Origin of the sequence: Thermohalobacter berrensis (genome assembly GCF_003609645.1) — a bacterium.
Taxonomy (GTDB): domain Bacteria; phylum Bacillota; class Clostridia; order Tissierellales; family Thermohalobacteraceae; genus Thermohalobacter; species Thermohalobacter berrensis.
Map to the genome: position 1 here is coordinate 189339 of NZ_MCIB01000001.1, position 14566 is coordinate 203904.

17 protein-coding genes are annotated in these 14566 nt (G+C 29.3%); all 17 read left to right on the forward strand.

Translation table 11 applies throughout. The annotated features are described in order from the left end of the window. Positions 1–11 precede the first annotated feature (11 nt). Positions 12–470, forward strand: a complete 459-nt coding sequence (locus BET03_RS00990) for a flagellar hook assembly protein FlgD (RefSeq protein ID WP_120166329.1) — start codon at positions 12–14, stop codon at positions 468–470. Positions 471–483: 13 nt separating this feature from the next. After that, complete coding sequence (locus tag BET03_RS00995) at positions 484–861, forward strand: TIGR02530 family flagellar biosynthesis protein (protein ID WP_120166331.1); 378 nt, start codon at positions 484–486, stop codon at positions 859–861. 76 nt (positions 862–937) lie between these two features. Then, positions 938–2371 (forward strand): flagellar hook protein FlgE, encoded by a 1434-nt coding sequence (locus tag BET03_RS01000; RefSeq protein ID WP_120166333.1) that lies wholly within the window; start codon positions 938–940, stop codon positions 2369–2371. A gap of 115 nt (positions 2372–2486) precedes the next feature. Continuing rightward, positions 2487–3272 (forward strand): motility protein A, encoded by a 786-nt coding sequence (locus tag BET03_RS01005; protein ID WP_120166335.1) that lies wholly within the window; start codon positions 2487–2489, stop codon positions 3270–3272. Further along, entirely contained in the window at positions 3273–4022 is a 750-nt protein-coding gene (locus BET03_RS01010) for a flagellar motor protein MotB (protein WP_120166337.1), read from the forward strand. 19 nt (positions 4023–4041) lie between these two features. Next, the gene (locus BET03_RS01015) at positions 4042–4461 is read left to right on the forward strand and encodes a flagellar basal body-associated FliL family protein (protein WP_120166339.1); all 420 of its coding nucleotides are present in this window, start codon (positions 4042–4044) and stop codon (positions 4459–4461) included. A 13-nt stretch (positions 4462–4474) separates the two neighbouring features. Then, a complete protein-coding gene (fliM, locus tag BET03_RS01020) occupies positions 4475–5473 on the forward strand; it encodes a flagellar motor switch protein FliM (protein WP_120166341.1) in 999 nt (332 codons plus the stop codon). Continuing rightward, the gene (fliY, locus tag BET03_RS01025; protein ID WP_120166343.1) at positions 5463–6617 is read left to right on the forward strand and encodes a flagellar motor switch phosphatase FliY; all 1155 of its coding nucleotides are present in this window, start codon (positions 5463–5465) and stop codon (positions 6615–6617) included. Before fliM ends, fliY begins: the two co-directional genes overlap by 11 nt. A gap of 20 nt (positions 6618–6637) precedes the next feature. After that, positions 6638–7000 (forward strand): response regulator, encoded by a 363-nt coding sequence (locus BET03_RS01030; RefSeq protein WP_120166345.1) that lies wholly within the window; start codon positions 6638–6640, stop codon positions 6998–7000. Positions 7001–7016: 16 nt separating this feature from the next. Continuing rightward, positions 7017–7553: a flagellar biosynthetic protein FliO gene (locus BET03_RS01035; RefSeq protein WP_120166347.1), complete on the forward strand. Its 537-nt coding sequence runs from the start codon at positions 7017–7019 to the stop codon at positions 7551–7553. After that, the gene (gene fliP, locus BET03_RS01040; RefSeq protein ID WP_183108662.1) at positions 7546–8310 is read left to right on the forward strand and encodes a flagellar type III secretion system pore protein FliP; all 765 of its coding nucleotides are present in this window, start codon (positions 7546–7548) and stop codon (positions 8308–8310) included. Before BET03_RS01035 ends, fliP begins: the two co-directional genes overlap by 8 nt. A gap of 16 nt (positions 8311–8326) precedes the next feature. Further along, positions 8327–8596: a flagellar biosynthesis protein FliQ gene (gene fliQ, locus BET03_RS01045; RefSeq protein ID WP_120166351.1), complete on the forward strand. Its 270-nt coding sequence runs from the start codon at positions 8327–8329 to the stop codon at positions 8594–8596. A 16-nt stretch (positions 8597–8612) separates the two neighbouring features. Continuing rightward, positions 8613–9398 (forward strand): flagellar biosynthetic protein FliR, encoded by a 786-nt coding sequence (gene fliR / locus BET03_RS01050; protein WP_120166353.1) that lies wholly within the window; start codon positions 8613–8615, stop codon positions 9396–9398. Between the two features lie 4 nt (positions 9399–9402). Next, the gene (gene flhB / locus BET03_RS01055) at positions 9403–10491 is read left to right on the forward strand and encodes a flagellar biosynthesis protein FlhB (protein ID WP_120166355.1); all 1089 of its coding nucleotides are present in this window, start codon (positions 9403–9405) and stop codon (positions 10489–10491) included. 15 nt (positions 10492–10506) lie between these two features. After that, a complete protein-coding gene (gene flhA / locus BET03_RS01060; RefSeq protein WP_120166357.1) occupies positions 10507–12540 on the forward strand; it encodes a flagellar biosynthesis protein FlhA in 2034 nt (677 codons plus the stop codon). Continuing rightward, the gene (gene flhF, locus BET03_RS01065; RefSeq protein ID WP_120166359.1) at positions 12537–13676 is read left to right on the forward strand and encodes a flagellar biosynthesis GTPase FlhF; all 1140 of its coding nucleotides are present in this window, start codon (positions 12537–12539) and stop codon (positions 13674–13676) included. The genes flhA and flhF overlap by 4 nt, the downstream gene beginning before the upstream one ends. Next, complete coding sequence (locus BET03_RS01070) at positions 13660–14562, forward strand: MinD/ParA family protein (RefSeq protein ID WP_120166361.1); 903 nt, start codon at positions 13660–13662, stop codon at positions 14560–14562. Before flhF ends, BET03_RS01070 begins: the two co-directional genes overlap by 17 nt. Positions 14563–14566 lie beyond the last annotated feature (4 nt).

Here is a 14566-nt window from a genome sequence, read left to right on the forward strand (position 1 = left end):
GAGGTAAAGGAATGGCAATAGAAAGCACCCAAAATGATACTTTATGGTATAACTTTGAAAAAACACAAAAAAAATCAACAACAGATAAAAAAGAAAATAAAAATAAAGGTGTTTTAGGCAAAGATGCTTTTTTAAGATTATTAGTTACACAAATGAAGAACCAAGATCCTTTAAGTCCTATGGATAATAAAGAGGTTATTTCACAAATGGCTCAGTTTAGCACTCTAGAACAGTTACAAAATATAGATAAAAACCTACAAAAATCTCAAGAAGAAATAAAAAATAGTATTGAAAATTTAAATAATACATATAAAGAAAATCAACAAAGCATAAAAGAATTGATTGAAAATGCATACAATTCTTATACAACTAATCATGATACTTTAATCAAAAAGCAAGAAGAGATCATAAATAGTTTAGACACAATTAGTGATTCTTTAAATTCTAACAGCGAGAATGGAAGCCAATAATGGAGTGGTCTTTATGGACAAGCTAAATTTAAATAAAATAAATAATAATATCATAAAAAATAGGTATTCAGTTGCTAACAATAATGTTAAATATAAAAAAAGTTTTGAAGAAGTTTTTAATCAAATAAAAAATAATAATAGTGTTAAATTTTCAAAACATGCTCAAGAGAGAATGAAGTTAAGAAATATTAACTTAAACAGTGAACAGATAAAATCTATAGAAAAGGCCATAGATAAAGCTGCAAACAAAGGTGTAAAAGAAGCTTTAATACTAATGAATAATACAGCTTTTATTGCAAGTATAAACAATAGAACTATAATTACTACTGCAACTGAAGACCAGTTAAAAGAAAATGTGTTTACAAATATAGATGGAGCCGTAATAATATAGCTGGACCTTTTAAAGGAGGCTATTTATGCTTGACTGACAGATGGCATAATACGGCTTAAAAAGGAGGTCATTTATTATGATGAGGTCAATGTATTCAGGTGTTTCAGGTTTAAAAGTACATCAATTAAAAATGGATGTAATAGGCAATAATATAGCCAATGTAAATACAGTTGGATACAAAAAGGGACAAGTTACCTTTCAAGAGGTATTTAGTCAAGTAGTTAAAGGTGCAGGTGCTCCACAAGGGGGAAGAGGAGGAACGAACCCTCAACAAATTGGTTTAGGATTAAAAGTTGGAGCAATAAATACTGTACATACAAAAGGGTCAACCCAAAGGACTGATAATCCTACGGATTTAATGATAGATGGTGAAGGATTTTTTATTGTCTCAGATGATCCCAATGCTGAAAATAGATATTATACAAGGGCTGGGAATTTTGCATTAGATAAAGAGGGTTACCTTGTAACCCCTGATGGATATAAGGTTTTAGGTTATAAGTATGATGAAAATGGAAATTGGACAAGCGAAATCACACCTATTAAAATAAATAGATCAGAAACTGTAGCACCAACTACAACAAAGAATATAGAAATAAGAGATAATTTAGATTCAACGGCTGAACTTCCTTTTAAAGTAATTGAAGATAGTACATCTCCTGGTACTTACAAACTTGTTAGAGATGATGAGGGAGTTTATGTAACCGATACTATTATAAAAGACAGTCATGGAAATTCTTATACAGTTAAAGTTGAATTTATGAAAGCTATAACTGTTGATGGTACATCATTAAATCCAGCAGATTATAAAAATGATGAATTTGGAAGCTATGCTACACAACCAACTATTGATTGGAGTTCCAATAAATGGATAATGAATATAAAAAGTATAGAAGGATTACCTTCAGGAGCTAGTTTTCAAATATCACCAACGGATGAACCTCAAGAAATAACATTTGATAATAATGGAGAGTTAGCTTCAGGTGGTAATTTAACAATAGAATTTACAGGAAGTCCTGATTTACCAGTTGGATTTGGAGAATATGATGAAACTAGTGGTACCTATAGTAATGAAATAAGTATTGATTATACTCAGTTAACACAATATGCTAATGAATTTGATGCAAAGCCATATGCTATAGAGGGTAATAGTGCTGGCAGCTTAGACAGTTTTGCAATAGGAGCTAATGGAGTGATAACAGGTAGCTTTACTAATGGAGAAAAGAAAGCTTTAGGGCAAATAGCATTAGCTAAATTTGACAATCCTATGGGACTTCAAAAAGTAGGAAATAACTTTTTTGAAAACACACCAAACTCAGGTGAACCACAGGTTGGTAAACCTGCAAATAGTGGCTTTGGATCGATAAATCCTGGAACCTTAGAAATGTCAAATGTAGATTTATCTATGGAGTTTACAGAAATGATAAAAACCCAGAGAGGCTTTCAAGCTAACTCAAGGGTAATAACTACTACTGATGAAATGTTACAAGAATTAGTAAATATGAAAAGATAATATTTAGTTGGGTAGACTTTTAAGTCTACCCAACTAGAATGTACTAACATATGATGCAAGCTTAATATTCAATTAAATAATATAAAACTATAGTACAAGAAATGAGGTGTAGTTATTGGATTTAGCAACTGCTATAGGTTTTATTATAGGCATTGGTTTTATGATATGGGGAATTACTCTTACCGGTGAGGTTACTACATTCTTTCATATACCTTCTATAGTAATTGTTTTAGGTGGAACTGTTGCAGCAACCTTTATAAGTTTTCCATTAAAAAAGGTATTTAAAACTATAAAGGTTGTTAAAAATGCTTTTATTGAAAAGACTATAGAGCCAGTTGAAATAATACAAAATATTATAGAATTATCAAATGTTGCAAGAAGGGAAGGGCTTCTAGCTTTAGAGGAAGCTGCAGAAAGTATTGATGATGAGTTTTTAAAAAAAGGAATTATTTTAATAGTTGATGGAACAGACCCTGAGCTAGTAAGAAATATTTTGGAAACAGAAGTAGCATTCCTTGAAGAAAGACATGGTGAAGGTCAAAACATATTTCAGACTATGGGAGGTTTTTCTCCTGCTTTTGGTATGATAGGAACATTAATTGGACTAATTAATATGTTAAAAGACTTAGATGATCCTTCAGGTATAGGTCCTAATATGTCAGTTGCATTGATTACTACTTTTTATGGATCCCTTTTTGCCAATTTAATATTTTTACCACTAGCTAATAAATTAAAAGGCAGAAGCAGAGAAGAAATTCTTGTTAAAGAGTTGATATTAGAAGGACTTCTTTCGATACAAGCTGGTGAAAACCCTAGGATAATAGAGGAAAAATTAAAAACATTTTTATCTCCCGAGCAAAGGAAAAATATGAAATTAGAAGCTGAAAGTGAGGGAGCTTAATTGAATAGAAAGAGAAGAAGTAGCACAAATAATGAAACAAAAAATGATTGGATGCTTACATATAGTGATATGGTAACTTTACTCCTTTGCTTTTTTGTTTTACTTTTTTCCTTTTCAAAAATAGATGCTCAAAAATTTCAAGCTATAATTAGATCATTCCAAGGTTCTTTAGGAGTATTAGAAGGTGGAAAAACAATAGAAGAAATTCCCTATATCAATAATGGTAATTTACCAAGTGATTTAACTACTGTTGAAAGGGAAGAGTTAGAGGACTTTAGGGTGTTAAAGGCTCATATTGAAGAGTATGCAAAGGAAAAGGGAATAGAAAATAAAATAATTGTAGAGATAGAGGAAAGAGGTTTAATAATAAGGGTACTTGATAATCTTTTCTTTGACTCTGGAAAGGCTGATATTAAACATCAAGCTAAAGAGGTTTTATTATATATTGGAGATGTTTTAAAAGAGGATAAGTTTAAAGATAAACATATAAAAATAGAAGGACATACTGATACTGACCCTATTAATACTTACAGGTTTCCTTCAAACTGGGAACTTTCTGCTATTAGAGCAACAAATGTTTTAAGATTTCTTATCGAAAAAAAGGATATAGATGGTAGTAGGATATCCTCGGCAGGATATGCTTACTATAGACCTGTTGCTTCAAATGATACTCCTGAAAACAAAGCTAAAAATAGAAGGGTAGATATAGTTATACTTAAATCTTCATATGGAGAATGGGAACCAGAATAAATAGAAGGAGTTGACTATATTGAGTACAAAAAAAATTATAATTATTTCAGCAGTTTCTTTTTTTCTATTACTGCTAATTGCAGCAATAGTTTTTGGTATTTTTTATTTAAATGGGACTAATCCACCAAAAGAATCACCTGCTGAAAAGTATTACTTTGATGTAGGAGAAATGTATTGTAATTTAAAGGATACAGGCAGAATTGCGAAACTAAATATAACAATAGAAGTTACAGATGAAGAATTAATTGAGGTATTTACTAATAAAGACTTTTTAATTAAAGATGAAATAAATAAGATTATAAGAAGTAAAAATGAAGAAGACATTGAAGGAAGTAATGGACAAATTATGTTGCAAGAAGAAATAACAAAAACATTAAAAGAGATTTTTCAAAATGATAAAATAAATAACATATATTTCAAAGAATTTATTGTTCAGTAGGGAGGTATAGCTATTGTCTGAAGTTTTATCACAAAACGAAATAGATGCCCTACTTCAAGCCCTTAATTCAGGTGAAGTGGATGTACAAGAAATAAAGGAAGAGAGTGAAGAAAGAAAAGTAAAAAAATATGATTTTAGAAATCCTCAAAAGATTGCTAAAGATCAGCTGAGGACTTTAGAAATTATTTATGATAATTTTGGTAGGCTGACACAAACATTCTTATCAGGCTATTTGAGGTCACCAGTTAATATTGAAATATTAACAGTTGACCAATATGCCTATAGTGAGTTTAGCAATGCTATTTCAAATCCAGCTTTTTTATCTATTATCGATTTTAAACCTTTGTCAGGTCAAATAATTATGGATATTTCAACTAAAACTGCTTTTGCAATGATAGATCGTTTATTAGGAGGAAAAGGAAAGGGCATAACAGCACAAAGGAGCTTTACAGAAATTGAGCTTGTACTTCTTAAAAAAATAGTAAATAGGCTGTTAAACTTAATGGCACAAGCATGGGAAAATGTAATTGACATTAGACCTACTTTAGATAAAGTTGAAACAAATCCACAATTTGCTCAAATAATTTCACCTAATGAAACAATTGCTTTAGTAACAATGAATATAACTATAGAAGATGTAGAAGGAATGATAAATATATGTATACCCCATATAACAATAGAAACAATACTTGACAAGTTAAGCACAAAACTTTGGTTTTCTGCAGCCCAACAGGAAGTTACTAAGGATGATATAAAAGCTATAGAAAATAGGCTAAAAAAAGCTAAAGTAACCCTTAAGGCTGAAATAGGCGCTGCTAAACTTACAATAGGAGAATTATTAGATTTAGATATTGGAGATGTAATAAAGCTTGATAGTAAATATGGAGATGAGATAAAAATTAAATTAGGTTCAAATGTAAAATATTTTGGTACACCAGGTAAAAAGAATAATAAATTAGCCGTAAAAATTTCTAGAATTAAGAAGGACGGTGAGGACATAGATGAACAATGATATGCTCTCTCAAGAGGAAATAGATGCCCTTTTAAAAGGGAATCTAGGTGATATAGGAAATACAAGTGAATCAGACTCTCAAGATGCACTAAATGACGTAGAAAAAGATGCCCTAGGAGAAATAGGAAATATAAGTATGGGGACAGCAGCTACAACATTATATACACTATTAAATCAACCAGTTAAAATAACAACACCAAAAGTAAAAATTACTACAATGGAAGAATTAAGTTCTGAATATCAAATTCCATTTGTAGCTGTACAGGTTAAATATAAATTAGGCTTAAGAGGAACAAATTTATTAATTCTAAAAACGGACGATGTTAAAGTTATTGCTGATTTAATGATGGGTGGTGATGGAACCAATATTGATAGAGACTTAAATGAAATGGATTTAAGCGCTATAAGCGAAGCTATGAATCAGATGGTAGGTTCTTCATGCACATCACTATCAGAAATGTTTTCTTATACAATAGATATAGAACCACCAGAAGCTTTTGAAATAGATTTTTCAAGTGAAGATATACCACTGCTTTTTGATAAAAATGAAGAGATTGTAAAAGTATCTTTTAGAATGATTATAGGTGATTTAATTGATAGTGAAATAATGCAACTAATACCTTTAGAATTTGCTCAAGATATGGTAAAGAAATTAATGGGAGATTCTTCAGATAACTCCCAACCTATCCAGCCAAAAGAAATGGAAAATGAAGCAAAGATAAGTGAAGAAACGATAAGCAAAGAAATAGCAACATCTAATAAGGATAATTTTGAAACTAAAGAAAAAAATATCGAAAAACCTCAATATGATAAAAAGAAAGAAGAAAAAGCTGTAAATATTCAAAAAGCTCAGTTTCGATCCTTTGATAATGAAGAAAAAATAGAATATAATGAAAGTATAAATCTAATACAGGAAATACCTGTAGAAATTACTGTAGAATTAGGTAGAACAACAAGGAAAATTCAAGAAATTCTTGAATATGGTCCTGGAACAATAATTGAACTTGACAAATTAGTTGGTGAACCCCTTGAAATTTTCGCCAATGGAAAGTTTATTGCTAAAGGGGAAGTTGTGGTTATTGATGATAATTTTGGAGTTAGAATAACTGATATTATAAGTCCATCAAAACGTATTAAAAAATAAAGAATAAGGAGGAATTTAAAATGAGTAAAAAAGTTTTAGTTGTTGATGATGCAGCATTTATGAGAATGATGGTAAAGGATATTTTAACAAAAAACGGATATGAAGTAGTGGGAGAAGCAGAAAATGGTGCACAAGCAATAGAAAAGTATAAAGAATTAAATCCTGACCTAGTAATTATGGATATAACTATGCCTGAAGTTGATGGGATTCAAGCTGTAAAAGAAATAAAAGGTATGGATAATAATGCAAATATAGTTATGTGTTCTGCTATGGGACAGCAAGCTATGGTTATAGAATCAATACAGGCTGGAGCAAAAGACTTTATTGTTAAGCCCTTCCAAGCTGATAGGGTACTAGAAGCTGTAAAGAAAGTATTAGGATAATTAAACATTTTAGATAATGGACATGCCTATTAGTTATATAAGCTTATATGCTAATATTTTAGAAGACTCCAGCCTAAAAAAAATAGGAGATACTTCTATATTAGTATCTACTTTTGTTTATTTATTATCTTTTATAGTAGTTGTTGTATTAGCATATTATTTTACTAAATTTATGGCAAAAAAGGCTACTAATTATGGTAGTACAAGCAATATAAAAGTTATTGACTATATTTCATTGGATAATAGCCATAAAATTGTTATAGTAAAAATATTTAACAATGTTTATATTCTTTCATTAAATAACAATGATACTACAGTTGTAGACAAAATAAATGAAACTAATATAAATATTAAGACTAACGAAACTTATTTATCTAATAATAAGTTTCAAAACTATCTAGAAAATATAATAGAAAAGTTTAAAACTAGTAAAATAGATTTATATGAAACTGATAGTACTAGTAATGATAAACTAATGAGTCTTAAAAATAAAATAAGGATACTAAACAAAGACCAGCAAAATGGCTTAGACAAGGATGAAAGTTATGACTAATATATTTAAAATAACTCTTCTTACGTTAGCAGTTATTGTTCTGCTTTCGTCTAATATATATGCTGATCCAGAGATATCTATTTTAGGTAAAACAGTAACACTTAATGATACTGAAAATCCTGACGACTATGTTTTTAGTATACAACTGCTAGTTTTACTTACTATTTTAACCCTAGCACCAGCAATTTTAATAATGATGACTAGCTTTACCAGGATAATTATAGTTCTATCTTTAATAAGAAATGCGTTAGCAACTCAACAAACACCGCCAAATCAGGTTTTAATAGGATTAGCATTATTTTTAACGTTTTTTATAATGTCACCTATTGCTAGTGAAATTAACGAAGATGCTATACAGCCTTATTTAAATGAAGAAATAAATCAAAGAGAAGCTATTGATAAAGCCATAAAACCACTTAGAGAGTTTATGTTTAAACAGACTAGAAAAAAAGATTTGGCACTGTTTATGGATATATCAAACACAAATTTAGAGGATAAAGATGATTTAGACGGCATACCAACAAGGGTATTAATTCCAGCTTTTATTATTAGTGAATTAAAAACAGCTTTTCAAATTGGATTTATACTTTTTATTCCATTTTTAGTTATAGATATGGTTGTTGCTAGTACCTTAATGTCAATGGGTATGATGATGTTACCTCCAGTTATGATTTCATTACCTTTTAAAATATTACTATTTGTAATGGTAGATGGATGGCATTTAATAGTAAAAGCATTACTATTAGGTTTTAGATAATATTAGGAGTGATAAAATGACGCAAGGTGATATAATTACCTTAGCACAGCAAGCTATGATGACAGTTTTGATTCTTGCTGCCCCAATGCTGGGGTTTGGACTTTTAGTAGGTTTACTAGTGAGTATTTTTCAAGCGACTACTCAAATTCAAGAGGCAACTTTAGCTTTTATACCTAAAATAGTTGCTGTGCTACTTTCTTTTTTAATTTTTTCTCCTTGGCTGATAAATGTAATCACAGATTTTACTAGAAATTTATTTACTAATATTAATCTTTACATTAAATAAATATTAGGTGAAATGAATGATTGATATATTAAATTATATTTTACAAAAATATGATGTTTTTTTAATCATCTTTATTAGAATGTCAGGAATATTTATTATAAGTCCACTTTTTAGTAGAAGAAATATTCCTAATATAACCAAAATAGGCTTTACATTGATAATCTCAATTTTACTTATTTATTCTGTGAATGGAGAAAATTTAATTACCTTAAATGGATTAGAAATATTTATTGTTTTAGTTAAAGAGCTTATACTAGGTTTTTTAATAGGATTTATATGTTATATTACACTGATGTCTCTATACATTGCTGGACAAATAGTTGATATGCAAATAGGCTTCGGAATGGTTAATGTATTTGATCCTCTAAATAATTCGCAAGTTCCTATTGTAGGTAATTTTTATTATATTATTGCAATATTAACTTTTCTTACTATTAATGGACACCATATATTAATTAAGCAACTTGTAAATTCTTTCAATATTGTTCCACTTGGTCAAATTGGTTTTAGTGACTCCATATTTCAGCAGTTTATTTTTATTTTTTCTCAAATATTTGTTATTGGTTTTAAAATAAGTGCTCCAATATTAGCCACAATTTTTTTGACTAATGTCCTTTTAGCTATTTTAGCTAGAACGATGCCTCAGATGAATGTATTTATTGTAGGTATGCCTTTAAAAATTCTTATAGGTATTTTAACTATTGTTATTATGATTCCATTATATAGTGTTGTGTTTCAGCATATATTTGATTTCATGTTTTCATCAGTAGTTGACTTTTTAAAGGCTGTAAATAAGGGATGATTTTATGACATTAGATTATAAGATTGACTTACAACTATTTGCTGGTGAAGAAAAAACGGAGAAAGCTACACCTAAAAAAAGACGTGAAGCTAGAAAAAAAGGACAGGTACTTCAAAGTAGAGAAGTAAATTCTGCATTTGTGTTAATAGCCACTTTTCTAGGATTAAAAATATTTGGTGGATATATGTTAGAGAAAATGATTGAGTTTTGTAGATTTGTATTTACTGAATATGTACAATCAGATACTACATTTACAGTAAAAGGTCTTAATAATTTATTTTTAAACATGTTTTTTGCCACAGGAAAAACTGTACTGCCTATTAGTGCAATTGCTTTCATTATTGGTATAGGAGTGAGTTATGTTCAGGTCGGTTTTTTATTTACTACAGAAACATTAAAGCCTGACATTAAAAAATTAAACCCAATAGAGGGCTTTAAAAGAATAATATCTAAAAAGGCATTAATAGAATTGTTAAAATCAGTTATAAAAGTTTTTGTTGCAGGTTATGTAGTTTACATTTATGGCTTAAAAGAGATTCAAAATACTTTTAAGCTTATGGATATGAATATCGAGTCAATAGTTAATTATATTGCTAATATTTCATTTCAAGTAGCTATGAGGGTAGGGGCAGTACTTCTTGTGATTGCAATAATAGATTATATTTATCAGTGGTGGGAACATGAAAAAAATCTAAAAATGAGTAAGCAGGAAGTGAAAGAAGAGCATAAGCAGACTGAAGGAGACCCCCAGATTAAATCTAAAATTAAAGAAAAACAGCGACAAATTGCTATGAGAAGAATGATGCAGGATGTACCGAAAGCAGATGTAATTATAACAAACCCAACTCATTACGCAATAGCAATTAAGTATGATAAGGATAAATATGATGCTCCATATGTGTTGGCAAAGGGTAAAGATAAAGTTGCAGAAAAAATAAAAGAAATAGGTGAAGAAGAAGATATACCTATTGTGGAAAACAAGCCAGTTGCTCAAATGTTATATAAAATGGTCGATATTGGTGATGTTATTCCAGAAGAATTATATCAAGCAGTAGCTGAAATTCTTGCTTATGTGTATAGTTTAAGGAGTTAAGATAGGAGGACAATTATGAAGTTTGGTGATATCATAGTAGCAATGTCTATAATTGCCATAGTAATAATTATAATAATACCGGTACCAAAAAGTGCTCTAGACATACTTTTAAGCTTTAATATTTCTTTGGCTTTATTAATTCTATTAATTTCTATGTATATTGAGGATTCCCTTCAAATTTCTATATTTCCTTCACTTTTACTGATTACTACATTATTCAGATTATCATTAAACATTTCTACTACAAGATATATTCTATCAGAGGCAGATGCAGGTAAGGTAATTGAGGCTTTTGGAGAATTTGTGATAAGAGGGAATGCTGTAGTTGGTTTTATTATATTTCTTATAATTGTTATTATACAATTTATTGTTATAACAAAGGGTGCAGAAAGGGTAGCAGAAGTTGCAGCAAGATTCACATTAGATGCTATGCCAGGAAAACAGATGGCTATAGATGCTGACTTAAACTCAGGATTAATCTCTGAAGAAGAGGCACGACAAAGAAGAAAAGAAATACAAAGAGAAGCAGACTTTTATGGTGCCATGGATGGTGCCAGTAAGTTTGTAAAAGGTGATGCTATTGCATCAATAGTTATTACCATTATAAATATAGCAGCTGGTTTTACAATTGGAATAATAATTAATAATATGTCTTTTTTAGAAGCTCTAAATAAATATGTTTTATTAACAGTTGGAGATGGTTTAGTAAGCCAGATACCAGCTCTTTTAATATCTACGGCTACTGGAATTGTAGTTACTAGAGCTGCTTCTGACACAAATATGGGAAATGATGTTTTAAAACAGCTTTTTGCTTATCATAGAGTTATGTTCATCATAGGAAGTGTTTTATTAGTATTAGGATTACTAACTCCTTTACCTAATATACCTTATATTATATTATCTTCATCATTCTTTCTAATTGGATATCAAATTCATTCAAGATTAAAAATTTCCACAGAAGAGGAAAAAGAAATTGCTGAAGAAGCTGAAGTAGAGGAAGTTAAGAGTCCAGAAAATGTTATGTCTTTACTAAAAGTAGAAGATATAGAACTAGAATTTGGTTATGGAATAATACCTTTGGCAGATGCAAATCAAGGTGGAGACCTATTAGATAGAATAGTAATGATAAGAAGACAGATTGCCCTTGAGTTAGGAATTATAGTACCTATGGTTAGATTAAGAGATAATATACAACTAAATCCAAATGAATATGTAGTAAAAATAAAGGGTATAGAAATATCTAAAGGAGAAGTTTTATTTGATCATTATTTAGCAATGAATCCAGGTACAGCTGAAGGCGATATTGAGGGGGTTGAAACAACAGAACCTGCATTTGGCCTTCCAGCTAAATGGATTACTGAAGAAGAAAGAGAAAAAGCAGAGGTATTAGGATATACAGTTGTTGATCCACCTTCTGTAATATCTACCCATTTAACCGAAATAATAAAAAGGCATGCTCATGAATTACTAAATAGACAGGATGTTAAAAAGCTAATTGATAACGTAAAAGAAGAACATCCTGCATTAGTTGATGAGGTTGTACCGAATGTTCTTTCGATTGGAGAAATACAAAAGGTGCTTGCCAATTTATTAAAAGAGAATATTTCAATAAGGGATATGGTTACTATATTAGAAACTCTTGCAGATAACGCACCTATAACTAGAGATCCTGATATATTGACAGAACATGTACGACAAAGCATGTCTAGATATATTACAAAGAAATATACTCAAGGGAATAAAATTAATGTAATAACTTTAGATGGTGAACTTGAACAACTTATAATGGAATCTATTAATCAAACAGAAACTGGAACTCATTTAACGTTAGATCCTAATACAATACAAAGAATTTTAAATAGCCTTTCTATGAACGTAGAAAAGTTTACTTCCATCGGAGAACAACCTATAGTTTTAACTGCGCCAATTGTTAGAATATATTTTAAACGAATTACTGAACATGCAATAAAAGACCTAATTGTATTGTCTTATAATGAATTAGAACCTTCAGTTGAAATTCAATCCTTAGGGATGGTGACATTAAAATGAAAATAAAAAGGTTTATAGGGAAGACAAATCAAGAAGCAATGTATAAGCTAAAAAAAGAATTAGGAGAAAATGCTGTTATCCTCCACACAAGGAAAATTAGAAAGCCAGGAATAATGGGGTTTATAAAGAAACCTATTATTGAGATAGTTGCAGCAGTAGATGACAACAAGGCTAAAGAAGAGTATATGAAGAAGGAAATAAAGACTAAACAATTGAATGATAATATAATAATTAATAAGCAAAATAATAATCTATCTAATATAGATTTAGAAATTAAACGTTTAAGAAATGAGATGAAGTTTTTCATGAGTCAGATCGGTAAAAATGAACAGTCATTACCATCTAAACTGGAAAAGTATAGAGAAATTATGGAACAAAATGGCATTGAAGACAATATAGCTATAAAGATATTAAAAGATATAAATGATAAGGTAAACATTAATATAATGGATGAGAAAACAATTAAGGATGTAATACTATACAACATAAATGAATATTTAGGAAAGTCTTATCCTTTAGTTCCAGCTAATAATCAAAAAGTAATATTTTTTATAGGTCCAACTGGTGTTGGTAAAACTACAACTTTGGCGAAAATTGCTGCACAATTATGTATAAAGAACCAGAATGAAGTCGGTCTAATTACAACAGATACTTATAGAATAGCAGCAGTGGACCAGTTAAAAGCATATAGTGAAATATTAAGCATACCATTAAAAGTTGTATATGATTTAAAGGAAATTTATAAAGTTTTGGCGAATTTAAAAGATAAGAGATTTATTTTAGTCGATACTGCTGGAAGAAACCACAAGGATAAAAACAAATTAAATGAAATTAAGGAACTTTTACAAACTGTAAATAACAAAGAGGTTTATCTAGTGTTAAGTGCAACTACTGATTTTAACAATATTAAAACAATTTTAGATAGATATAGTTTTATAAAAGATTATAAAATAATATTTACAAAGCTAGATGAAGCTGATAATTTAGGAATTATTTTAAATACAAAATTTTATGCTAATAAACCACTCTCATATGTTACGATGGGACAAAATGTTCCTGAGGATATAGAATTAGCAAACATACAAAAATTAAGCAAAACATTGATTGGAGAGTTAGGATATGAGAGACCAAGCTGAAAAGTTAAGAGAGATTATGAGGGATCTAAAATTTAGTAATAATATTAATAACAATAGGAAAAGAACAAAAAATACTAGGGTTTTAGCCATTACAAGTGGTAAGGGAGGAGTAGGTAAAACTAATTTTACTGTCAACCTTGCCATTTCCCTAAGTAATCTTGGATATAAGGTTGTTATATTCGATGCTGATATAGGACTAGCTAATATTGATGTATTATTTGGTATATATCCAAAATACACTTTAGCTGATATTATAAATGGTAGAAAAAATATTTTAGATATAATTACAGATGGGCCCAATGGAATCAAAATTATAGCTGGAGGTTCTGGTATAACAGAATTAATGAATGTTGATAGAATAATGTTAGACAAACTTTCTAATCAATTAGAAAAGTTAGAAAGTATGGCAGATTTTATATTAATTGATACTGGTGCTGGAGTTGCTAATACAGTATTAAATTTCGTAAAAGCTGCTGATGAAGTTATACTAGTAACTACTCCAGAACCAACTTCACTTACTGATGCATATGCTATGATAAAAGTTTTAACTATGATGGATGAAGATAATAAAATACAATTAGTTATAAACAGAGTTAAAAATAGTAAAGAGGCCAATGATATATATGAAAAGATTGAAAAGGTGTCTAGTAGATTTTTAAATGTTAATGTAGAATATCTAGGATATTTATATAATAGTAAATTATTAACTGATTCAGTCATAAAACAAAATCCACTTTTATTAATGTATCCTAATTCACCAATAGCTAAAAAAATTAATGGAATAGCTTTAAAAATATTAGGAGATCAGAAAAGCTATGAAGATAGTTCGGGTATTAAAAAATTTGTGAATGTTTTTAAAAGCTTTTTAGATAAAGGGGGAAACTAGCTTA

What these genes read in the sequence shown, in the direction of transcription:
- BET03_RS00990 (WP_120166329.1), top strand. Translation starts at nt 12, where the DNA reads ATGGCAATAGAAAGCACCCAAAATGATACTTTATGGTATAACTTTGAA.
- BET03_RS00995 (WP_120166331.1), top strand. Translation starts at nt 484, where the DNA reads ATGGACAAGCTAAATTTAAATAAAATAAATAATAATATCATAAAAAAT.
- BET03_RS01000 (WP_120166333.1), top strand. Translation starts at nt 938, where the DNA reads ATGATGAGGTCAATGTATTCAGGTGTTTCAGGTTTAAAAGTACATCAA.
- fliY (WP_120166343.1), top strand. Translation starts at nt 5,463, where the DNA reads ATGAACAATGATATGCTCTCTCAAGAGGAAATAGATGCCCTTTTAAAA.
- BET03_RS01030 (WP_120166345.1), top strand. Translation starts at nt 6,638, where the DNA reads ATGAGTAAAAAAGTTTTAGTTGTTGATGATGCAGCATTTATGAGAATG.
- BET03_RS01035 (WP_120166347.1), top strand. Translation starts at nt 7,017, where the DNA reads ATGGACATGCCTATTAGTTATATAAGCTTATATGCTAATATTTTAGAA.
- fliP (WP_183108662.1), top strand. Translation starts at nt 7,546, where the DNA reads ATGACTAATATATTTAAAATAACTCTTCTTACGTTAGCAGTTATTGTT.
- fliQ (WP_120166351.1), top strand. Translation starts at nt 8,327, where the DNA reads ATGACGCAAGGTGATATAATTACCTTAGCACAGCAAGCTATGATGACA.
- fliR (WP_120166353.1), top strand. Translation starts at nt 8,613, where the DNA reads ATGATTGATATATTAAATTATATTTTACAAAAATATGATGTTTTTTTA.
- flhB (WP_120166355.1), top strand. Translation starts at nt 9,403, where the DNA reads ATGACATTAGATTATAAGATTGACTTACAACTATTTGCTGGTGAAGAA.
- flhA (WP_120166357.1), top strand. Translation starts at nt 10,507, where the DNA reads ATGAAGTTTGGTGATATCATAGTAGCAATGTCTATAATTGCCATAGTA.
- flhF (WP_120166359.1), top strand. Translation starts at nt 12,537, where the DNA reads ATGAAAATAAAAAGGTTTATAGGGAAGACAAATCAAGAAGCAATGTAT.
- BET03_RS01070 (WP_120166361.1), top strand. Translation starts at nt 13,660, where the DNA reads ATGAGAGACCAAGCTGAAAAGTTAAGAGAGATTATGAGGGATCTAAAA.